The organism is Paenibacillus periandrae (assembly GCF_022458865.1).
GTDB classification, from domain to species: Bacteria; Bacillota; Bacilli; order Paenibacillales; family NBRC-103111; genus Paenibacillus_S; species Paenibacillus_S periandrae.
This window is the reverse complement of the sequence record NZ_JAJNMU010000018.1, coordinates 15,771-38,001: the sequence shown is the minus strand read 5'-3', so window position 1 is coordinate 38,001 and position 22,231 is coordinate 15,771. Positions and strand designations below refer to the sequence as shown.

At 44.6% G+C, this 22,231-nt stretch carries 17 protein-coding genes and 3 pseudogenes; 11 read left to right on the top strand and 9 right to left on the bottom strand.

Annotated elements, in window-relative coordinates; all coding sequences use genetic code 11:
• Positions 1 to 116: 116 nt before the first annotated feature.
• Together argS and LRL21_RS27650 are read left to right on the top strand one after the other, a co-directional pair.
• Positions 117 to 1,838, top strand: coding sequence for an arginine--tRNA ligase (gene argS / locus LRL21_RS27655; RefSeq protein ID WP_240419007.1), 1,722 nt, complete (start codon positions 117 to 119; stop codon positions 1,836 to 1,838).
• A 234-nt stretch (positions 1,839 to 2,072) separates the two neighbouring features.
• Complete coding sequence (locus tag LRL21_RS27650; protein WP_076229243.1) at positions 2,073 to 2,270, top strand: YqzE family protein; 198 nt, start codon at positions 2,073 to 2,075, stop codon at positions 2,268 to 2,270.
• A 306-nt stretch (positions 2,271 to 2,576) separates the two neighbouring features.
• Here LRL21_RS27650 and LRL21_RS27645 read toward each other — a convergent pair whose 3' ends face one another.
• The 3 genes from LRL21_RS27645 to LRL21_RS27635 form a co-directional block, all read right to left on the bottom strand.
• The gene (locus LRL21_RS27645; protein ID WP_240419006.1) at positions 2,577 to 3,509 is read right to left on the bottom strand and encodes a hypothetical protein; all 933 of its coding nucleotides are present in this window, start codon (positions 3,507 to 3,509) and stop codon (positions 2,577 to 2,579) included.
• A 158-nt stretch (positions 3,510 to 3,667) separates the two neighbouring features.
• Complete coding sequence (locus LRL21_RS27640; protein WP_240419005.1) at positions 3,668 to 4,699, bottom strand: YqhG family protein; 1,032 nt, start codon at positions 4,697 to 4,699, stop codon at positions 3,668 to 3,670.
• Complete coding sequence (locus LRL21_RS27635) at positions 4,696 to 6,492, bottom strand: DEAD/DEAH box helicase (protein ID WP_240419004.1); 1,797 nt, start codon at positions 6,490 to 6,492, stop codon at positions 4,696 to 4,698. Before LRL21_RS27635 ends, LRL21_RS27640 begins: the two co-directional genes overlap by 4 nt.
• Positions 6,493 to 6,647: 155 nt before the next feature.
• On the opposite strand from LRL21_RS27635, the gene LRL21_RS27630 reads away from it, so the two are divergent.
• The gene (locus LRL21_RS27630) at positions 6,648 to 7,493 is read left to right on the top strand and encodes a lipoate--protein ligase family protein (protein WP_240419003.1); all 846 of its coding nucleotides are present in this window, start codon (positions 6,648 to 6,650) and stop codon (positions 7,491 to 7,493) included.
• Positions 7,494 to 7,588: 95 nt separating this feature from the next.
• Here LRL21_RS27630 and dat read toward each other — a convergent pair whose 3' ends face one another.
• Positions 7,589 to 8,422 carry a D-amino-acid transaminase gene (dat, locus tag LRL21_RS27625; RefSeq protein ID WP_240419002.1) on the bottom strand — a complete coding sequence of 278 codons (834 nt, stop codon included), beginning with the start codon at positions 8,420 to 8,422 and terminating at the stop codon, positions 7,589 to 7,591.
• A gap of 313 nt (positions 8,423 to 8,735) precedes the next feature.
• Between dat and LRL21_RS27620 the strand changes: the two genes are divergently transcribed.
• A complete protein-coding gene (locus LRL21_RS27620) occupies positions 8,736 to 11,390 on the top strand; it encodes an adenosylcobalamin-dependent ribonucleoside-diphosphate reductase (RefSeq protein ID WP_240419001.1) in 2,655 nt (884 codons plus the stop codon).
• A gap of 510 nt (positions 11,391 to 11,900) precedes the next feature.
• Here LRL21_RS27620 and LRL21_RS46860 read toward each other — a convergent pair.
• On the bottom strand, positions 11,901 to 12,071 hold the full coding sequence (locus LRL21_RS46860) for a transposase (RefSeq protein WP_420832495.1): 171 nt from the start codon (positions 12,069 to 12,071) through the stop codon (positions 11,901 to 11,903).
• Positions 12,055 to 12,741: a transposase gene (locus LRL21_RS27615; protein WP_240419000.1), complete on the bottom strand. Its 687-nt coding sequence runs from the start codon at positions 12,739 to 12,741 to the stop codon at positions 12,055 to 12,057. The genes LRL21_RS46860 and LRL21_RS27615 overlap by 17 nt, the downstream gene beginning before the upstream one ends.
• Positions 12,742 to 13,301: 560 nt before the next feature.
• Here LRL21_RS27615 and LRL21_RS27610 point away from each other — a divergent pair.
• Positions 13,302 to 14,214 (top strand): annotated as a pseudogene (locus LRL21_RS27610) (phosphotransferase).
• 151 nt (positions 14,215 to 14,365) lie between these two features.
• Here the strand turns inward: LRL21_RS27610 and LRL21_RS27605 are convergent.
• Positions 14,366 to 15,417 (bottom strand): annotated as a pseudogene (locus LRL21_RS27605) (transposase).
• A gap of 211 nt (positions 15,418 to 15,628) precedes the next feature.
• Positions 15,629 to 16,309, bottom strand: a complete 681-nt coding sequence (locus tag LRL21_RS27600; RefSeq protein ID WP_240418999.1) for a stalk domain-containing protein — start codon at positions 16,307 to 16,309, stop codon at positions 15,629 to 15,631.
• A gap of 513 nt (positions 16,310 to 16,822) precedes the next feature.
• On the opposite strand from LRL21_RS27600, the gene LRL21_RS27595 reads away from it, so the two are divergent.
• Positions 16,823 to 17,398, top strand: coding sequence for a dihydrofolate reductase family protein (locus tag LRL21_RS27595; protein WP_240418998.1), 576 nt, complete (start codon positions 16,823 to 16,825; stop codon positions 17,396 to 17,398).
• Positions 17,399 to 17,637: 239 nt separating this feature from the next.
• Here LRL21_RS27595 and LRL21_RS27590 read toward each other — a convergent pair whose 3' ends face one another.
• Positions 17,638 to 18,564 carry a helix-turn-helix transcriptional regulator gene (locus tag LRL21_RS27590; protein WP_240418997.1) on the bottom strand — a complete coding sequence of 309 codons (927 nt, stop codon included), beginning with the start codon at positions 18,562 to 18,564 and terminating at the stop codon, positions 17,638 to 17,640.
• Positions 18,565 to 18,664: 100 nt separating this feature from the next.
• Here LRL21_RS27590 and LRL21_RS27585 point away from each other — a divergent pair, with 100 nt between their 5' ends.
• The 5 genes and pseudogenes from LRL21_RS27585 (at position 18,665) to LRL21_RS27565 (ending at position 22,138) form a co-directional block, all read left to right on the top strand.
• Positions 18,665 to 19,129 (top strand): VOC family protein, encoded by a 465-nt coding sequence (locus LRL21_RS27585; RefSeq protein WP_240418996.1) that lies wholly within the window; start codon positions 18,665 to 18,667, stop codon positions 19,127 to 19,129.
• 65 nt (positions 19,130 to 19,194) lie between these two features.
• Complete coding sequence (locus LRL21_RS27580; protein WP_240418995.1) at positions 19,195 to 20,370, top strand: MFS transporter; 1,176 nt, start codon at positions 19,195 to 19,197, stop codon at positions 20,368 to 20,370.
• A 41-nt stretch (positions 20,371 to 20,411) separates the two neighbouring features.
• A complete protein-coding gene (locus LRL21_RS27575) occupies positions 20,412 to 20,984 on the top strand; it encodes a YdeI/OmpD-associated family protein (RefSeq protein WP_240418994.1) in 573 nt (190 codons plus the stop codon).
• Positions 20,975 to 21,159, top strand: a pseudogene (locus LRL21_RS27570) (IS6 family transposase); the annotation flags it as partial. The gene LRL21_RS27575 and the pseudogene LRL21_RS27570, both read left to right, overlap by 10 nt.
• Before the next feature lie 208 nt (positions 21,160 to 21,367).
• A complete protein-coding gene (locus LRL21_RS27565) occupies positions 21,368 to 22,138 on the top strand; it encodes a sugar phosphate isomerase/epimerase family protein (RefSeq protein ID WP_240418993.1) in 771 nt (256 codons plus the stop codon).
• Positions 22,139 to 22,231 lie beyond the last annotated feature (93 nt).

Sequence of the window (22,231 nt, the reverse complement as noted above, 5' to 3'; positions counted from 1 at the left end):
ATTAACGGTATTTTGGGACTGAAGTCTAACAAGCACCCCGTCCCGGGGTGCTTTATTGCATACAAGGCAGTTTCATCGTTGGACAAGCAGTTGTAGTAGAGAGGGGCATATCATTCATGGATTATAAGCAATTGTTAGCAGCACAATTAGGACCACAATTAGAGGGCGTAGATGAAGCGACGATCATGGAACTGATCGAATACCCACCGAATCCGCAAATGGGGGATTTGTCGATGCCATGCTTCAAGTTCAGCAAGCTGCTGCGCAGAGCGCCGCAAGCGATAGCTGAAGAGCTGGCAGCAAACTGGAAGGAGCATCCGGCCGTTCAGCGGGTAGAAGCGGTTGCAGGGTACTTTAATGTATTTTTACAGCCTGGACATCTGGCATCCAGTGTAATTGGCGAGATTCTGGAGCAGCAGGATCGCTACGGATCGCAAAATATCGGACAGGGCCGTAATATCGTCATCGATTTTTCGTCGCCTAATATTGCAAAGACGTTTCATATTGGACATCTGCGTTCAACGATGATCGGCAATGCCATCTATAAGATTCACGAATTCCTCGGTTATCATTGTGTAGGAGTTAATCATTTGGGTGATTGGGGTACGCAGTTCGGCAAGCTGATTGTCGCGTATAAGCTTTGGGGAGAACAGGCTGCTGTTGAAGCGGAAGGTATTGGAGAGCTGCAGCGTTTGTACATCAAGTTCCATGATGAAGCAGAGCAGAATCCGGAGCTGGAGAATGAGGCGCGTCTGTGCTTTGTTCGTCTGGAGCAAGGTGACGAGGAAGCAATTAAGCTGTGGAAATGGTTTGTAGAAATCAGTCTTAAGGAATTTGAAAAAATGTATGAGCTTCTTGGCGTGAAGTTTGATGCGTACACAGGCGAAAGCTTTTATAATGATAAAATGGCCGCCATTGTTGAGGAACTGAAGACTAAGAATCTGCTTGAAGAGGATGAAGGCGCGCAATTGGTGCGTTTGGATGACTACAATATGCCACCGGCCTTGATGATCAAAAAAGATGGCGGTACCTTGTATCATACGCGTGATGTGACCGCGGCAGTTTATCGTCAGGCCACCTATGATTTTGAAAAATGTATTTATGTGACTGACGCCGGGCAAAGCCTTCACTTCCAGCAGTGGTTCAAGGTCATCGAGCTGATGGGCTACGATTGGCATAATCGTCTTGTGCATGTGCCATTCGGCAAGGTCAGTCTTGAAGGTGCGAAGCTCTCTACACGTAAGGGCAATGTGATTCGACTGGAAGAGCTGCTTACGCAGGCTATTGAAAAAACGAGTGAAATCATTGAACAAAAGAACCCGGATCTGGACAATAAAGCTGCGGTTGCTCAGGATGTTGGTGTGGGCGCCATTATTTTCAGCGATTTGAGCAATAACCGGATCAAGGATATTGTCTTCTCATGGGAGGAAGCATTGAATTTTGAGGGTGAGACTGGACCGTATGTCCAGTATACCCATGCCAGAGCGAGCAGTGTGCTGCGCAAAGCCGGAGAGCGAGCAGTTGGGGAGGAGCTTCCATTGAAGCTCGAGGATCATGCTGCCGGCCTGCTGGTTAACGCCTCCGAGCAAGCCCTGTTGAAACAGCTGTATGTGTTCAAGGAACGTCTGGAGCAAGCGGCGCAGAAGCTGGAGCCTTCTGTGGTCAGCCGTTATTTGGTTGATTTGGCGCAGAGCTTTAACCGATTCTACCATGATAGTCCGATACTGATTGAGGATGCAGCTCTTCGGCAAGCAAGATTGGCTTTGGTAAGATGTACACAAATTACGATTCGCAACGGGCTAACTTTAATTGGGTTGAAAGCACCTGAAAAAATGTAATTCAGTACGTTGTAATGAAGATGTAGATAGATACACGTGTTGGTGAGAGCCTGCAGGGAGATAAGATGATGAAGTAAACGTCATTGTCACTCCTTGCAGGCTCTTTGCTCTGGCAGCTTTAGGATGTCAGCAAGTCCATGCAGTGATGGAGACTTATATCAGGGTGTTCCCTTTCTTGAGAGGTTTGTAAACAGACGATCCCGGTTACACTTAAAATACGGGGGTGACTGAGGTTTGGCACAGGGTGAAGAATGGGTCACATACGTTACAGAGAAGCTGCTGGATTATGTGGAAACCCCAAGAAAAATTCGCAAGCAAACAAGAGCTATTCACCGGAAGGTACGTGAGCCTTGGCCGTATCGTTGGTTTGGAATGGTACCTTATGCAATAGCAATGTGGCTCAAAGGGCTGCTTAATAAGAAAAGCTTCTGATCGAAGCCTATTCGGAGAAGATACATCCGTGTTATAAATGTAGCTTTTCTTGCAATATCAGCATATTCAGCTCTGCTGAAAACTTATACGCTGATATTATAAGAAAAGCTTCTGATCGAAGCCTATTCGGAGAAGATACATCCGTGTTATAAATGTAGCTTTTCTTGCAATATCAGCATATTCAGCTCTGCTGAAAGCTTATACATTCCGATATTATAAAAAATGAAAAGCTTCTTGCCATCTTGATCGACTGAGACGTCGATTGCAGCAGGTAGGAAGCTTTTCTATATAGAGGAGGAGAACAACCTAAGGGGAGGATCGAAAAAGTTTTCCAGAATGGGATAAGAACGAGTAGGGAATAGCACGATGCCCATCCTGTTCCAGCAGTAGAAATGCATCGTCATTGGACCATTGATGGAAGCCAATGATCGCCGCTACAATACGTATTTTGGATTTGTAAAGCTCTGCTGTATAGGTTAACCTTCGCTGCTGCTGAAGCTCACCTTGAAGCTCGGTAAAGGAGGTGAAGCTGGCAGGTACACCTTGTATCCAAGGAAGCTTCTCATAGGGATCAAAGGAAGGGATTGCCTGTCTCTGCTTTATCGTATGCATGGAAAGCAAGGTAGTGTCAGCAGCGTTGGCTTGATCGGTATTTTTCTGAAGCAGGTCAAGCTGATCAATAGGCAAGGATTCACCGGATATAGCATCCAGATAATAATGGGTACCACCGGCTTCTACAATCCACAGGGCATATAAAGGATTCACGTACCAAGGCTGGACGGTATAAGAGCTATGTATTAGTTCGAGCTGTACCAGTGAACGGTACAGGGTTTGCAGGCTGAACAGCGGCTTACCGCCGCTGCCGTATTCGCTAAGCTGGTACTTGTTGGGATTAGCCGGATCGGCAGCGTGAATTACCATATAACCCACATCACGACCGTCGGATTGTATGAGAACAATCCAGCCGTGAGTTCCGGGACCGAGTGAGTAGCCCGACCAGGTTGCTTGCTTCCATGAGCTATATCCCGGTTCTACGGCTAGCTGCTTCATCCATTGCTGTACTGCTTCCATAAAGGAAGGTGCCTGCACAATACTATTGGAATCAGGTGGGATCGTCATAGCAGCGGGTACAGGCGCGGTCTGGGCAGCTAGTGGCAATGCGGCCGAAGAGAGGGGCGATGGAAGTGCAAGGCTTGTCCATATTAGTATTGTAATGACCCATAATTTTGCTTTATACATTCATTCACCTGCTTTCTTGGTGTGTTCGTAATATTCGATATTTCCTGTTATTTGGCTATGCATCTATTGTACAGAATATGCTTTAATTAATTTGTTACAACCTGTATCTCAAATAAACAAAGTTTGGTGCTTATTTTGCTGTCACGTAGCACATTACGTCATCTGCTGTGTATGCCCGTTGTCTGTAAATGAAAAAGACCGCAGTTGATGACGGATATCATAATGCGGGGCCGATACTGCCATTCGATTTCCTGTCTGCGGTTCGTATACTGCTGTTCAATCTCCGCTTTGTGCTCCAGTTCAGTACTCTCGATTAAGGGCTTGTAGTAGCTGTTGATCCGGTCTATTTCCTCCTGCAGGCGGCTGCCTGCTTCTTCTGCCCATCGATGATCATATCCACGAAGCAGCTGTTCGAGATGCTGCTCAAGGTACAGAACAGCGCGTGCCAATGTAATGGTATCCGGATTCAAAAATACGTGTGCAGGCAAACGCGGTGTTAGCTGTCTGGTTAGCAGCAGCTCTTGAAATTGTCTGCGAATTTCGCCATTTCCCAGATGAATGCCCAGTGAATGGATCTCGCTTCGCTTCATATCACAGGCCAGCTCTACCTTGAAATTGACTTGCAGCCAGTTCTCATAGGCGGAGGTGGTTTGTGACTTGGGCTGATCTGGTATAAATTGCTCATACAGGTGAACAAATTTACCTTTACTGCGGACAACATCAAAAAGCTGCAGCAAGCGACGACTGCCGAAGGTGACCTCATCCTTAGGAATCCTGGCGGTGATCTGTGTGGGGACAAATCCAAAATATCGCCCAAGGATGCTGTCCGGCTGCGGTTGTGACGTTGCGGTATCGCCAGTTGATGATACCGCAGCTGTTGTGGATACGGATATTCCACCTGAAGTCACATATCCGGGAACGGCTTGCGGCGGTTGATTCCCAGCTGATGGTTGAGTTGATGGGGTTATCGCCTTGTGCGCATCAGGATCAAAGATAAAGGTGCAAGTCATGGTCTCCGGCACAACTCCGGTTCGCTCCACAAAGCTCCAATAATAAGGGCGGAAGGTAAGCTCCTTATCAGCGGAAGGAGAAAGCTTGGCGGTGACATAAGCCGGGTGTTTTTCGATAATATCGCACTTCTCGGCTTGCAGGAAACGCATAACAAACCTTTCAATCTGTGCAGGCTTCAAGGGAGCACCTCCGTGTCGTGGATGATCGGTTGTCCTAAACCATCGAGGATTATGGAGAGCGGAGCGGCATCCTGCTCTTGCAGACGGGCCTCATTACGAATAGACGAGATCGATTGTCCAAGTTCGTCAATGTGACGACGAATCTCCTCCTCGCTGCGTGAGGTTAAAATCATTTTGGCCAGATGGGTTTCCAATGTTTGCGTTTTGTCAAAACGTTCCAATATTGTATCCAGCTCACCTATTACGAGCTCGAACATATTGATTTTTTCATGAAGCAGCGACAAAATATATTGTTCTATCGTGCCTTCAGTAGCCAAATTATAGATATACACATCATGCGCCTGCCCGAGCCGATGTACACGCCCGATTCGCTGCTCAACCCGCATTGGATTCCATGGCAAATCGAAGTTGATCATGTTATGGCAAAACTGCAGATTGATCCCTTCACCGCCAGCCTCTGTAGCGATAAGCACCTGTGCCCGATTACGAAACAAATCCATCATCCAATCCTTTTTGCCACGATTCATACCGCCTCTGTAAGGCACTGCCGAGAAGCCATGCTCCTTCAAGTAGTGCATCAAATATTCCTGTGAAGCACGATACTCGGTGAAAATAATAACCTTATCGTTGATCTCCTTGATAAGCTCAATAACGGCTTTTGCCTTTGTATTTGCCTTGATGCTGCGGATCAGCTCGATCAATTCCCATATCCGGGGCCGTGCAGGGGAATCCTCAGGTGTTTTTTTGAACATGTTCACCAGTGTAAGGAATACGGCATCACGACTGCTGCAAACCTCCCTTTGAAGCGTTACCAGTGATAAAGCACTGCTGAAGTCGCCGCCTGAATCCTCGAATCGGCCTTTTACGAATGCAGTCACACCCTCATAAAGCGCTTGCTCCTGCGGTGACAGCTTTAATGTCAGGTTTCGGACAACTCGCTTTGTAAAATGAATATTGCCGTCACTACGGCGATTACGGATCATAACCTTGGACAGCTCATGCTGAAGCTGATCTTCGTTTTTGGGAATGCGTTTATCGACCACGTAATTGCTTTGAAAGCTGCTTTGTCCACCTAATTGGCCCGGCTTCAGCAGGGTGATGAGGTTGTAGAGCTCCTTCAGATCGTTTTGCACCGGAGTAGCTGTCAGCAGCAGGCAATATTTTTTGCGCAGCTCAGTAACGAACTGGTAATTGGTCGTCTTTTTGTTTTTAAGCTTATGAGCTTCATCAATGATGAGCATGTCGTATTCGAGACCAAGCACGATGTCCCGATGCGGGTCCCGTTTGGCAGTGTCCATCGATGCGACGACAATGTCGGCCTGCTCCCAAATATAGGATTTTTTGTGGGCAACCGCAGGGATTGCAAATTTCTGGTTCAGCTCACGGACCCATTGCAGCACGAGAGAGGCTGGAACCAGGATCAGCACTTTTTTGACGAGGCCTCTGATGATATACTCTTTTAAAATGAGACCGGCTTCGATGGTTTTGCCCAATCCGACCTCATCGGCAAGAATCGCACGGCCGCGCATTTCGGTCAGCACTTTTTTGGCGGTGTCGATTTGATGACTCATAGGAGTCACATTCTGAATGTGCACAAGACATTGCAGCTCGTCAAAGCTCGAAATCAGGCTGGCCTGCTCAGCTTCATAGGCAAGCTGGTACAGCGTCCAGTCATCCCATGGCCCGTTGCGCATAGCTCTCGTGTGCAGCTCTTCAAACCAGTCACGTCCAAAATGCAGCTGGACATGGTCGTTAAAGGGACGTATATATTCGTTAGGGCCGGATGGTTGCACAGGTAGTGTCTCCTTTCATGCTTCTCGTTCGGAAGAACCTTGGTAGAAGGCTAGCATTACGTAGTAGTATGGACGAAAAGAAGCACTTTCATAACTAGTTCGGATGCATTATGATAGTGGATAGCACTAAATGAAGCTCAAGAGGAGGCAGGTAGATGACGAAGCAATGGCGGTTTCTTTCATCAGGCAGGCAGCATCCTGCTTATAATATGGCAGTAGATGAAGCAATATTGACGGCTCATAGTGAAGGTAAGGTGCCACCAACGGTACGATTCTATGGCTGGGATCCGGCTACGCTGTCGATTGGTTACTTCCAACGGGCAGCTGAGGAAATCAATTTTGAGCAATTAAAGCAGGAAGGTTTAGGGTTCGTCCGGCGTCCGACCGGAGGTCGCGCGGTACTGCATGATCAGGAGCTGACCTATAGTATTATTGTGGCTGAGAATTACCCGGGAATTCCACGGAGTGTGACGGAGGCCTATCGAGTTCTGAGTGAGGGGCTTGTGCTTGGCTTTCGCAGGCTGGGTCTGGATGCTGAAATGGTACAGCTGGCAAGTGAAGATGATAAGCGCAAATATGAGTCGATGGGGTCAGCCGCTTGTTTTGATTCTCCATCATGGTACGAGTTGGTTGTCGAGGGACGTAAAATCGCAGGCAGCGCGCAAACAAGGCAAAAGCAGGTGGTGCTGCAGCATGGGTCTATTTTGCTGGATATGGATGTGGATCAGCTCTTTCGGGTGCTTTTATTCAGAAGCGAGCGATTGCAGGAGCGGCTGCGGCAGCAATTTGTACATAAAGCTGTAGCGATTAATGATCTGTGCCGGGACCTTGGAAGGGCAGTTGTAGCTTTGCCTGAAGTGGAGGATGCATTTCGGATCGGTCTTGCCGAAGGCTTGGGAGTTGAATTTGTGGAAGAGGGTTTGACGGATTACGAAATTGAATTGGCCGAGCAGCTAATGGCAGACAAATACGCTAATGAAACATGGAACCTCCGGAGATAATTAATGCTTCGGAGGTTTTTTTGTGTTTTTCTAGCAAAAGCTGTTTTAAATATACAAAATTCGGGGTAAATACAAGATTAGAAGTTATTACAATTCTAAGCCAATCCGATGTGCTTTCTGAAAGCTTGCTGGAGCTGACGGGTGATGGGCCCAGGCAAGCCTGAAGCAATGGGGACATTATTAACAGATATCACAGGGGTGATTTCAACTGTAGTTCCGGTTATGAATGCTTCCTCTGCGAGCTTTAGTTCTTCTAATAGGAATGGAGTTTCGTGCACCTCAAGTTGAAGCTGCCGGGCTAGTTTAAGGACGACATCGCGTGTAATTCCATGCAGGATGAGATTATTTGCTGGATGTGTCCACAATTGTCCATTTTTGATGAGCATGAAGTTGGAGGCGCTGCATTCTGTAATAGTTCCAGCCCGATGCCAAATAACTTCTTCAGCTCCACGGTCCAGAGCATCCTGCTTGGCGATTACATTGGGTAGTAAATTCAACGTCTTCAAATCACAGCGAAGCCAGCGAATATCGTCAGCAGTTACTGCGGTTATCCCTTGCTCCATTTTATGTATAGGGCGCTGCAGCTCCGTGGTGAACGCCATCAGGACAGGCTTGGGCTGACTCGGAAAAGGATGTGAGCGCAGGGCGCTGCCCCGTGTTACTTGTAAGTAGACGGTACCTTCCTGCAGATGGTTAAGACGAATGAGCTCGATCAGCTTTTCATGCAGCTGCTTGATGCTGTACGGCAGGCGAATACGGACATCTGCTGCGCTTTTTTCCAGTCTGTTGTAATGCCCCTCGGCTTCGAACAGCTCTCCGTTATATACGCGGAATACCTCATAGATTCCATCTCCAAAGTAGTATCCGCGATCATCAGGCGAAATGGCAACTTCTTCTTTTGGTACAAATTGATCTTGATATAAATACAATTGAATGCCTCCTTGCGAATGGGAACATATGTTTGATTATATGGGCGTAATATGGTAAATTAGAAATAACGCTTACCATAACGGAATAACAAGAATTATCCCTCTGAATAGGGTATCAAGGAGATAGGCAGAAGTCAACGAATGAAAAACCTCGATAGAAAGAGAATAATTAAGCAAAAGCAGCTGCATCTTGTCCTAACTGCTGTATATCGCACTCACCCTATTAGAAAAACTACATATAGTGAACTATAATGATTCATACATACTACATATTGTGTTTTAATCGCATCTAATTCCTCGGGAGGTTATTACTTTGAATAAAATCGAAAGCTCCAGACTCCATGGTTTAAGTGAAAAAATCTTTCTTGACCGCTATGCCTTGAAAAATGCGGATACGAGTCTGACTCAAGTTGGTGATACCGTGCTGGTTCTGACCAAGGATGATCCCAAATTTCCAGCTAAGGAAGTTGGCGAGGTCGTTAGCAGGAACGGGAGCCAGGTAAAGGTGAAGCTCCGTAATGGAGAACTGGTCGATTCGTCTGTAGAAAAGCTTACCTTAACCATTGAGAAGACGCCGGAGCAAATGTGGGACCGTCTCGCATCGGCCATGGCTTCTGTGGAAGCAACTCCTGAAAAAAAGAGTGAATGGACCGAGAAATTCAGAGCTTTATTGGACGATTGGAAGCTTGTTCCCGGTGGACGTATTGCTGCCGGCGCAGATGCCAGTGATGAGCTTACCTTGTTTAATTGCTATGTCATACCTTCTCCCCATGACAGCCGGGGCGGCATTATGGCTACGTTATCGGAGATGACTGAAATCATGGCACGAGGGGGTGGTGTCGGCATTAATTTGTCGTCATTGCGTCCACGGCGTGCGATCGTCAAAGGCGTGAACGGATCATCAAGCGGAGCCGTCTCCTGGGGAGGATTATTTAGTTATGCTACGGGTCTCATTGAGCAGGGAGGCAGCCGCAGAGGGGCTTTAATGCTGATGATGAATGATTGGCATCCGGATGTTGTCGATTTTATTACGGTAAAACAGACGATGGGACAGATAACTAACGCCAATTTATCCGTATGCGTCAGCAACGGTTTTATGAAGGCTGTTAAAGAGGATCTGGATTGGCAGCTGGTTTATCCGGACACGAATGACCCTGAATACGATAATGTCTGGAATGGCGATCTGGATAAATGGAAGAAGCTCGGTAAGAAGGTTCTTGTGCAGCGTACGGTCAAAGCGCGTGAAATATGGCACACGATTATGGAATCCGCCTGGAAATCGGCAGAGCCTGGTGTTGTTTTCATGGAATATTACAACCAGATGTCGAACAGCTGGTATTTTAATCCGATCATTTGTACAAATCCATGCGGTGAACAGGGACTGCCAGCCTGGGGTGTCTGCAATCTGTCAGCAATCAACCTTTCCAAGTTCTATGATGAACAGAAGCAGGATGTCGACTGGGCTGATCTGGGGAGAGTCGTGCGTCATTCCACACGATTCCTCGACAATGTGATCGATAAAACCCCTTATCATTTTGAAGAAAATCGAATTAATCAGCAGGGGGAACGGCGTGTAGGTCTGGGTACGATGGGTTTGGCTGAATTGATGATCAAGCTGCAAATTCGTTATGGAAGCCCGGAATCGTTGCTGTTTCTGGATCAGCTGTATGGCTTTATGGCCAAGGAAGCCTATTTGGCTTCAGCCGACATTGCTGCGGAAAAGGGCAGCTTTGAGCGCTTCGAGACCGAGCCCTTTCTGCAAAGCGGGTTCATGAAGACGATGACGAGCGTGTATCCCGAGGTGGGGGCGGCGATTCAGCAAAAAGGTATGCGTAACGTGACTGTAATTACGCAGGCCCCAACAGGAAGTACAGGTACAATGGTTGGCACATCAACTGGGATCGAGCCTTATTTTGCATTCGAATACTACAGGCAAAGCCGGCTTGGCTTCGACAAGCAATTGGTACCGATAGCCCAGGAATGGAAGGATGCTCATAACGAAGAGGCGCTTCCCGAATATTTTGTAACCTCGATGGATTTGTCAGCTGAAGATCATATCAGGGTACAGGCTGCGATTCAGAAGTGGGTGGACAGCTCGATTTCCAAAACAGCAAATTGTCCAGCGGACTTTACGCTAGAGGAAACGAAACGCCTGTATGAGCTGGCCTTTGATTTGGGCTGCAAGGGAGTAACGATATATCGCGATGGAAGCCGTGACGTGCAGGTGCTTTCAACAGATAAGAAGGAAGAGAGTAAGGTGGCGCAGGGAGAGAAGGAAGCTGTTGTACAGGGAGAACAAGCAAATGTAGAACAAGCGCAACCAGATAAAGTACAACCAGAACAATCACAACAGCAAGAGAAAGACAAAGTGGCTGGAGATTTTATCGAGGTTGAGAAGTCCAAAGCGGCATACGCACCAACTACGAGCAGCGGAGTTGTGGATAAACAGTATAAAAGCCGTCCACAGGTGCTGCGCGGCGCAACCTACAAGTACAACACTCCTTTTGGCATGGCTTACATTACGATTAACGAGATGAATGGCTCACCGAGCGAGGTATTTCTGAACGTTGGGAAGGCAGGGTCTGATGTATTTGCGATGTCTGAGGCTCTTGGACGAGTCTGCTCGCTATTCTTGCGCTATGGTGATCATGGGAATAAAGTGCAGCTTTTAACGAAGCATTTGAAGGGTATAGGTGGTTCGGGTGCAATCGGCTTTGGCCCTAATCGAGTGGAATCTATTGCTGATGCAGTAGCTCAGGCATTGGAAATGCACGGAAGTACTTCGAACGACGCCGATGCTTATGTAACGGCAACGCAGGAAGTCATTATGGAGACAACTGCACAATATGCAGTCAATCGGAACTCGGCTATCTCATTGGATCTATGTCCATCATGCGGCTCAGCATCACTCATTAATAGTGAAGGCTGCAAAAATTGCAGCAACTGCGGATATGGGAGATGTAATTGAGTATAGAGGTATATAAGGATTAAAGGTGTGTTGTTATGCATAAATATACATGTATAGCATAGCAGTGGAAATTTATGTACAAGCCGTGTTTCTGATGTGCATTTTGATGTAATTTGTCACAGGTTTAAAGATATTTTGTCATAGAATTTGAGTTTAGAAATGTCTTAATATTTGAAAGTCTTTAGTGGCAAAAACTGAACTGTGACCCGGAAGGTGGACACTTTGAAAAAAGGGCAATGTCATAAAGTTAATTTAAGAGACAAGACCAGGAATAAAAATGAAATCCGAGACGGCACGGGAAAAGGTCCTGTGTCGTTTGTTTTTTATGAAAACATAAAAAAAGTGTACAGCAAACAAGCGGATGGACGATCCACTTAAAAAATGTTCATATGCAACGAATTATGCTACTCTGTAACGAAGCTTACAGCTGATTTATAACGGATTTTGCGCGTATTCTTCTGCCCTGGACTAACGGGTCGAATTGGCAAAACGTTTTTACGAATCCGTGCTTCAACATCGGTGAGAAATGACGATGTGTGAGGTCATTATTTCAACGAAATTGTACATGATCATTCTTGCGAAAATCTCTTGGGTGACGAACTCTCGTTTTCTTGCGTGAAAATTGGTAAGACCGATGGTGTATTTTAATGCTCTGAAAGAGGTTTCAATGCCCCATCGCATGTAAAATGGACTTGAGCTCATCGGGCGGAAAATCGGTGTCGGATAGATTCGTAATGACGGTTTCATAAGTGCCATTAAGCAGGATAAAACGAACAACCCGAAAGGAAATCGGGTAAAACAAGTGCGCATGCAAATCCAAAAAATCAAAGATGGACTTGGTAGAGATGAACTTGTAAATCTCGGGATGAGCCTTGACCGCGTTGGTTTGTTTTTTCGTGAGTGTCAGATGAACAGCAATATCAAACTCCCCACTAGAGGGCAACCGCAAGCCTGAAAGAATACCACTGGAATCCAAATCCTTTACCCGTATGACATAGTTCCACCCTTTGCGTTCAATATTCGCGAAATTGTTGTAACCTTCATAACCTCGATCGGTAATCACAATGGTTTTGCCCTTGATGGGGGAGCGGTCAACCCTATCTGCCTGTGCCCTTCCCTCGTTGCACAGCCTTCGCGGCTGAACAATGGCATCCACGTACAGTCTGTTACACAGGTCATAGGCTGCATTCGAATGTAGCAGGTTATAGTCTTTCGTGTTAGGTTGGCTTTGAAAGTAGGTGTCCGTGTCCGTAGGGTCCGTTGCGATATGCAAATCAGAACCGACGGCAATTAAACGATACCCTTGGTAGTCCTTGATAGCCGTATGTGATTGCGTAAATTGGTGAAACAAGCATTCCACAGCAGACGGCAGGATTTTATTTCTCTGCTGGGGCTACGCCACACATTTCCATCTACGTGTCAAGTCCGATCTAGATTTACGACTAAGTTTTACCCGTGGAATACAGTGGAAAATTGGCAGTACAATGCCAAGCTACTGTTACGGGCTAGTTCGACATACTAGGTGAACAAGGATATTCTCTTTTACCATAACCGGGAGTATCAACGCTCGATAAGCCATTTAAGGGTTTACCGGGATGTCGTTCAAAATCCTGATAATATCTACTGCGTGTGCAAGAGCTGTACGCGTGTGAAATTATTACCAAGCTACCTGCCTACGAATTGGATTGACGCACTTTTTGTCTTGTAAAGGAGATGTTTGCGGGTCGATGAGCGTTATTAAAAGTATTGTTGACTTGATCTAAAGCTTGAGCATAACGAAGAACAGACGCAAATCCATCAAGAATTGTTCTCAAACAGAAGATTAAATCAAATCTATGGTATCATGTGGGAAATAGGTAAAGGTTAGGTGAACAGATTTTCTTTTTTTTGCGAGGGAGGAGATAGAAGGGTATGAGTAGTTCGAATCAATGGGATGCAAAATGGGAAGTATCAGAAGATTTGGTTCATAAATTAATAGGCAGTCAATTTCCGCAGTTAGCTTCAAAAAGCATACAAAAACTAGGACATGGCTGGGATAACACTGTTTTTCTTGTCGGGGCCGAATATGTATTTCGCTTTCCAAGAAGAGAAGTTTCCATTAATCGTTTAAGGATGGAAGGAAAGATACTACCAAAGCTTAAAGATTATTTTTCCATTGCCTATTCCTTACCGATATTTTATGGGGAAGGGGATTATGATTATCCTGCACCCTTCCTTGGCTATCCCTATTTGTCTGGAAAGTTTCCATGCGGATTAACGGACATGCAACGTGCGCTATCAGCAACAACGCTCGCACAATTTTTAAAAAGCTTACATGCATTCCCTGTGAAGATTGCCCAAGAAAATGGGGTTCAACATGACCATAGAAATATGACTGATATTGCGATGCGTAAGGAAAAGATGCATACCTTCATTTCCGGCCTTGCCCTTCATTTTAATGAAGAAGAGCACCGTGCAATATCGAATTATTTGGCACAGCTCAGAACTGAAAGAGTGAAACCAAAGTACGTATTCCTTCATGGTGACCTTCATTTTAAAAATATGCTGGTAGATGTGAATGGAAGGGTTTCAGGGATTATTGATTGGGGAGATATCCATATAGGACATCCTGCTTGTGACTTGAATGTTGCGTATAGCTTCTTACCTCCGAATGCGCGTTCTGACTTTTTCAAAGAATATGGGGATGTAGATGAAGAAACAAAAATATTAGCTCGATTGATTGCCATATATACCCATTTTGATAATGATGCAGGCAATTGATAATAAAGATGAAAGGTTGGTTGATGAAGCAAAAACGAACATTAAACGTGCTCTCGCTGATTAAGGGGCAGAGCCACATGCCCATCAAGCTAAGAACAAAGAAAAAGGAACAGATGCTACCTTTCGTCGCTTGATCCAAATCAATTTGCTTAGAACTGGATTTTGTACAGACTTAAATAAGCCTTGGTGGCTTCGGTTTTAAAAATTTCAATTTCCTAAGCAGCAGATCGTGATTTCTGTCTATACTCATAGACTACACCTAGAATGTCAAATACGGTTTTCTTCTCATACCGATGTGACTTGCGTCCATTCTTTTCAATCATCCGAAAGAATTGGAGAAGCACCCGCTGTACATCATCCGCTTGCTTTTTCATGGCATCATGTAGAGAAAGAAAATATTCTTTTAAGATACAGATTACTTTGAATTCACTGGTTTCTTTCTTTTTCTTCATCAACAAAAGCCTGCGCATCTGAAACATGAGAGAAGAACTCAGCAAAATGGCGATCAACTGCCCGTATACATGACATTCAAAACGTTCGGTTTTGACCGGCTTGCATCGGTCAATATGGAAGATGGATTTCCACGTTTTAAATAAAATCTCGATTTGCCAGCGTAGGGAATACAGGTCATGGACATGCTCTTTTTTAAAATAAATGTCAGGGGCATTGGTCATGTAGATATTGATGGCACTTAAGCGTTTTGTTCGTTCTTTGTAAGTCATGTTTTTCTTTTTCTCCCGGGGCCAACATCCACCTGTAAGAATTCTCCGCTTTTCAACTCGTATTCGAGTTGTATTTTCATGCCAGCCGTATGAGAACTTCCTCCGGATCCCTGATAACGGTCGGCAAAGGGATCTAGAAGTTGAAAAACAGTCGAATCCAGAATACGGATCAGATGAAAATAGGAGTTACATTCACACGGCAGCGAAAAGGAAGTCAAGATTTTTTCTTGGAGAAGCGTTGAAAAAAGGGATTGAAGGAAGGCAACTGCAGAAGGATTGAACCGCTGGTTCAATCCTTCTGTGCTCATCGAAAGCTGATTGGAAGCATCTAGTTGGCTACATAATCGTGCGAGGGGAGTCACAGATACATGATCATTTAAAAAGACACATAAGGAAACCAAATCTTGCGCGGTATATTTGCTTTTTCGTTGGACGAAGCCAGCTTTTCTAGCGAGCTCCTCAAGTTGGGTAGGAGAAAAATGATGGTGAAGCTGTTGGGCTAGTAAATGCATTTCTTCGCTGATAGAAAGTGGAATAGAATTCATGGCAAACCATCCCTTCTATGGAATTATGCTTGATATAGAAAGGATAGCTTATTTTACCAGTTTGGGGTATAGATTCATCTTAGCTTGATGGGCATGGGGTACCGCCAACAAATTAACGTTGGCGGTACCCCCACATACATTCCACAAAAAAAAAAGTCCGCCGCCGCAGCCCCCCTTACACCAGTCTATTGAATTCCATTTCTGTCGAACTTTATTTGTAATACGACGTCGTCAATGGAACGACAAATCCGCCGCCAGACCCTTTGATCTCAATATACAATTCAGAAATGCCTCCGATATCGACCTCAATCGTTTTCATCTTGTCCTCGACAGTTACGGTATCCTGCTTAAGCAGTTTGAGCGAGCCGCTTTCATAAATGCTGATCATGAACTCTTTGTTTATAGCGCCTGCCTGCAGGTACAGCTTCTGATATTTTTTATCTGGGGTAAGCATGAAAGAACCGTTTCCATTACTGCTGTTGTCTTCTGCATTGTTATAAAATACTTCTTTATAGTCTTTGTTCTGATAGGTCGTGCGCTTCGGATCGGACGTAAGGTAGCTGCCGCCGTCATACTTTTCACCTGAAATGGAGGTACCGTCGACTTTCTCGCCAAGAAGCACGGTTGTTGTAGCCGCGTCGTAATCAACAGCAATACTTAACGCATTTGCAATTGCCCGCACAGGCAAGTATGTACTGCCTTGATAAGTAATTGGTACAATGGCGTTCCCTTGTTCGTCGTTCAATTGTGTTGGCACTCCGTTCACCTTAACGGCCAAAGTGCGATTCAAATAAGCTTGAATCGTCTCAAGATTGGCGCCTGCATAAGCACCCGCGCTTGCTCCCAACAGCAAAGATATCCCTGCGACTGAAGCGATTAGTTTCTTTCTCATGAATGTTCTCCTCCTGATATCAAATGGTGAACCATAAACTATATACGTTTCCGATAATAAAATGGTTGCAAAACCAAAAACACAAAACAAGCCGGATTTCCTTAAGTTTCCGCGTTTTGTTGGTGGTACCCCATGCCCATCAAGCTAAAATTTTCGAATACCCCAAAACGAAAAAAAACCATCCTTTATTTACAAAAAGAATAGCTTTTTTTCGTTTTGGGGGTGTATTAATTTCTTAACTTGATGGCTATGGGGCAGAGCCAACATTTTGACGGTTTTATACACTTAGCATTAGCGGACAGGCATTTGTCATATTCCTGAAAGCCTTAGCGGACGTAACAAGCCGATTTCCGACTGATTGATGACCGCTAATGAAGTTTAGTGGCCATATGTGCGGGATTTCGAATGGGCAGTTTAGATTAGCAATCCATAAGAAGCAACCCAAGTTGAATTATGCTAAAATGCAGTTAATGTATAATGTAAATATCCCTCATAAACAAAGGAGAACTGAAAATGAGAAAACTCGTTCTACTTCTGCACGCATCGCTTGATGGTTTTGTAGAAGGGCCGAATAGTGAAATGGATATTGGATGGATTTCCTACGATGCTGATTTGGAGAAACACGCGAAAGAAATTCTGAGTACTGCCGACACTGTCATTTGGGGACGTGGGACTTATCAGATGATGCACAGTTACTGGCCATCTGTGCCTTCGAACCCCTCAAGTTCGCAGCATGAACTGGAGCATGCCGAGTGGATCGAAAAGACAGCCAAAATCGTTTTTTCCACGACGCTGGAGAAAGTCGAATGGAACAATTCCAGACTGGTGAATGAAGATGTCGAGGAAGAGATCAAGAACCTCAAACAGCAGCCGGGCAGGGATATGGTCATCCTCGGCAGTCCTAGGTTCGCACACTACCTCATGCAATTTGATTTAATAGATGAGTATAAAATTACGGTTTCTCCCGTCCTGATCGGCAGCGGGTTGCCGTTATTCGAGGGTCTCAAGGAGAAGATCAATCTTAAACTTATCGAAAACAAGACATTTGATTCTGGAGCCATAGGCCTCGTTTACCAGACGGTTAGATGACCTTGTCTCCTAAAGTAGATTAAGCTAATATCTTTCAACATTTTGAACCGGGTTAAACATGGTTTCTACAAGCAGGGGGCGACCAGTTTTAGCGACGGGTTATGATCCCAGGAGAACGATCGATCTGCCCGGCTACTGACTACTTTACCAGGGAGCAGATCGCCGAGGCAACTGCTCCCTGCTTACATTAAAGACGGGCAGCATAGTTTAAGAATATACGCGCCGCCAACATTTTGATGTTAATGTGAGCCTTTTGAGGCATATTTCTCCATCATTTTATTTAAATAATTCCGAAAGTCTTCAACATAGGTTTTGGGCTCTACGATTTCCAAATTTGTACCGAAGCTTGCTATAAATTGAAATCCATTACTGTTTTGTGGAACATGGATTGTTGCTAATAAATAATCAGAGCTATAGCTTTCAATGCTCTTTCGACCGTACCTTTCAATGAATTGATCTTTTATGCCAGGCGAAATCAACGCCTTGACTGCGATTAGTTCCGGTTGATAACTTGCTTCCTGCTCATGTTCCAACAAATCATCTCTAGGGCTAAACGTGTGTTCATTTATATGAAGATGATCGATCCGAGATAATTTAAACGTTCTATATCCCATACGTTGTAAACAGAATCCTTTCAGATACCAACTCGTTTCGCTAAAATGAAGCTGATAGGGCTCGACGGTTCTTTTCGTCGCAGTGCCATTTTTATCACTATAATCAAATGAAATTAATCTTCTCTTTAATATGGCTTCCTGACATGTCTTCAAGGTTTGACGAATCTCAGACCGACCCTCCCAATCATAAAAAGACAGTTGAATTGAACCTTTCGGAGCCAATGGGCTAACCATGGCTTCTATTTTTTTGATCGTCATTTCAACTCCTTCGCTAATTAGAATTTGTTCCAATCCGCCGAGCGCAGTCAATATATTCTCCAAGTCGGAGCTGCTTAAAAGACGTTTATCAACCTTGTATTCATCCATAATGCCGTAGCCGCCATGAACTCCATTGACCGAATAGATCGGGATGTTGGATAAACTCAAGGTTTCCATATCGCGAAGTATCGTTCTTTTGGAAACGGTAAATAATTGCGCGAATTCTGTGGTGGAAACGACATCTTTTTTCAGCAAGATCATAATGATAGAGATTAGTCTCTCAACCTTTTCCATCGGTTCCCCTCTTTTATTAAATTTTGTATGAAACAGTGACATACAGCTGTCACCTATTATATAGTATATTACATTTATAACAAGAAGGAGGTTATGCTTTATGTCAGCTATTGCCTATTTAAACTATGATGGAATTGCAGAACAAGTGATTGAATTTTATTCGGAGGCTTTAAACGCAATTGAAGTAAAAAAAGTGAAATTTGGGGATATCCCGCAAGATCCAAACTACCCAATGCCGGAAAATGAGTTGAATATGATCATGGAATCCTCCATAGAATTTGCAGGCGGGAAAATCATGATGTCGGACATTTTGCCTTCAATGAAGGCGGTAACAGGTGAACTGGTGATTGGGAATAATATTCTGATTAGTCTAGTCATCGATGACAAGCAAAAACTGGAACAATACTTTAATAGTTTGTCCCTTGGTGGCTATGTCACCATGCCGTTATCCAATTATCCTTGGTCTTCGTGCTTTGGAATGCTAGTTGATAAGTTTGGGATCAACTGGAAATTTAATAGCGACGCCGATCATTTTCTTGATAACGTAATCGCCAACAAACAGTAACTTATTCTGAAAAATGGTCTTGCAGCTGAAGGCCATTTTTTTATGCACCGATGGAGGCACGATTGATGAAAAACAGCTATTCTTCGCTTATCTTTTTTCTGGCTTTAGGTATATTTGGCATCATAACAACTGAAATGGGCATGATCGGAGTTCTTCCCCAAATCACCCAAAAGTTTCACATAGAGCCCTCGGAGGCCGGGTACCTTGTGGGTGCATTTGCTTTAATCGTTGCCATTTCAGGCCCCTTCCTAACATTACTCACATCCGGCATGAATCGAAAAGCGATCTTACTATCCGCTATCCTGATGTTTGCGATCTCTAATTGGGTGTATGCTTATACTACCAGTTTCGAAGTTATGCTGGCTTTCCGGATTGTTCCTGCGTTTTTTCATCCTGTCTTTTTTTCGATTGCGCTTGCGACGGCTGCCAGCCTTGTTCCTCCCGAAAAGATCAGCAAAGCGGTCACCCAGGTTATGGCTGGAGTAACCGTTGGATTCGCTTTTGGCGTGCCGATTACATCCTATCTCTCCACAAAAATTTCGCTGGAAGTGGCTTTCCTGTTTGGAGCTATTGTGAGCGTCATTGCCTTTATAGGCATACTGGTCTGGCTGCCTTCAATGCCTGTTAAGGAAAGGATGTCTTTCGGCAAGCAGCTCGGCATATTGCGCAAACCTCAATTGTGGTTAACGGTCTTGATCGTAATGATGATCTTTACAGCGATGAGTTCGGTTTATAGCTACTTTGCCGAATATCTCGGAGAAGTCACCCATATGAACGGTACCTGGATCAGCGTGATGTTGATGGTCTTTGGCGTCACCATGATTGCAGGGAACTTCTTGTTCGGGTTCTTTCTGAACAAAAGCATGACAAAAACGGTTATCCTGTTTCCTCTCGTATATGCGGTCATTTACTTTTTTGCTTATTATTGGGGTTCTCATTTTTGGCCGATGGCGGTCATCGTATTTGTGTGGGGAGCTGTGCATTCCGGGGGGCTTATTCTAAGTCAAGCCTTGTTGATGACTGATGCGAAAGAAGCTCCCGAATTCGGTAACAGCTTATTTGTTTCCTTTTCTAATGTTGGCATTACGGTAGGAACATGGATCGGCGGCTTGTTTATTTCCCAGTTGGGTGCGCATCAGCTTATCTGGAGCGGTATTATGCTTTTATCGCTTGCTTTCATACTGATCCTAATAAAAGCAGCAATTTCCAATTCGCAAGTCGAGAAAGCTAGCATGAAGTAACGGATATATGATAAATGGTGAAAGGAGATTCTTTTTCAAATATGGAAATGGATAATTTAATTCCCGTAAAATCGAGAGAAGCGTTCAGGTTTTGGCTGCAGGAAAACAGTAAGACTGAAAAATCTTGTTGGGTCTTGGTTAGTATGACGCCCAAATCGGATACGCTTTTTTATTTGGATGCGGTCGAGGAAGCTTTGTGCTTTGGATGGATCGATGGAGTCAGGAAGAAAAAATCTGAATCGGAGCTGGCTCAGCGGCTGTCTCCTCGAAGCAAAAAAAGCTCATGGACTGAATTGAATAAAGAACGTGTTCGACGCCTCGAAAAGTTGGGGTTGATGACAGACGCAGGAAGAAAGGTTCTTCCTGATATGGATTACGATTCTTTTCGAATCGACCCAGTTATAGAGCAAAGGCTGAAAGAGGAAAAGCAAGTATATGAGAATTTCAAGATATTTCCGGATGTATATAAAAGAGTTAGGATCGACACGATACAAAGCATAAAAAATCAACCGGAATTATTTGAAAGCAGATTAGACAAATTCATAGCAAACACGAGAGAAAACAAAATGTATGGCCAATGGAATGATAATGGACGTTTACTGAATGGTATTTAAAATATAGCCTTAGTTATGCGTAATCTAGTAGCGATGATGGAAGAACGAGGACTACATATGGCTCATACAACCATTATCTTTACAGGGCAGTGGTTCAACAGGAAATACGATTGATTTCATGCTGTCTGATAATCGGGATGCTCCTGCGGCCAGACGATTCTTCAAGAAAGCGTTGACTTCACCACACAATACCGGAATCGAAGTCATGCATATGATAAAGAAAGGGCAGGTCGAATGCAATAATTCGTCTGTCCTTTTTGCGATAGATTTAATCAATAAAATGTTTGGTTTGATTGTTGACTCCTTCTGCAGACAGGGGTATAGTTAATTCATATTTATTAAATTCATTTTAATAACTAATTAATAAACGTGGAGGATGGATTATGACATCACTTGGCTTCCAAGCTTCCAGTCTTAGACCCTATCTTACGACAGCAGTTGAAGTACAACATACGTTCCGTAAACTGCACAATATGGGATATCGCGATGTACAGCTACAATGGATCGATCCTGCAGTACCTCTGGCATTCACGGCAGAAGCTTTGCGAGAAACAGGGCTGAAATGTATCGCAACTCAAGAAAATTTTACGGTAGTGCGAAATAATCTGGATTACTATATCACGATGAATAGGCTGTGGGAAAGTGATTCTTTATGTGTCAGTACCATCCCGCGTGAGCTAATGACACCGGAAGGTATCGTGGAATTTTGTGACGCGATGGGCCAAATGGCTGGGACGCTGGGTGAACATGGTATCGAACTCACCTTCCATCCGCTCTGGTTCAACTATGAGTACATAAATGGCATTCGTGCCATAGACATCGTTATGGAACAGTTGCCTAATGTGGGCTTAACCTTATGTGTGTATCACACTGTTCGGGCAGGTGAGGACCCTGTGGCTTTATTGGAACGGTATCAAGGGCGTGTAAACATATGTCATTTTAAAGATTCCGCACTCTCAACCGAGGGGAAAGAATACTTGGTTCCACTTGGTCAAGGTCGGATTGATTGGTTACCCATATTTGAGGCTTGTCATCGAACCGGTGTGAAATGGGGACTGGCCGAGCAAGAAAACTGGCAAAAAGACGCCTTCGATTGTGCAAAGGAGAGCTTCGATTATCTATCGAAATCGGGTATCACATCAGCTACTGTTTAGCCAAACAACAGCGAGTAGTTTTACCTTATGATGATGTATGGCTTTCAACCAATCTTACTATTTGCGGTGGTGTAACCATTGGAGATCGCGGCG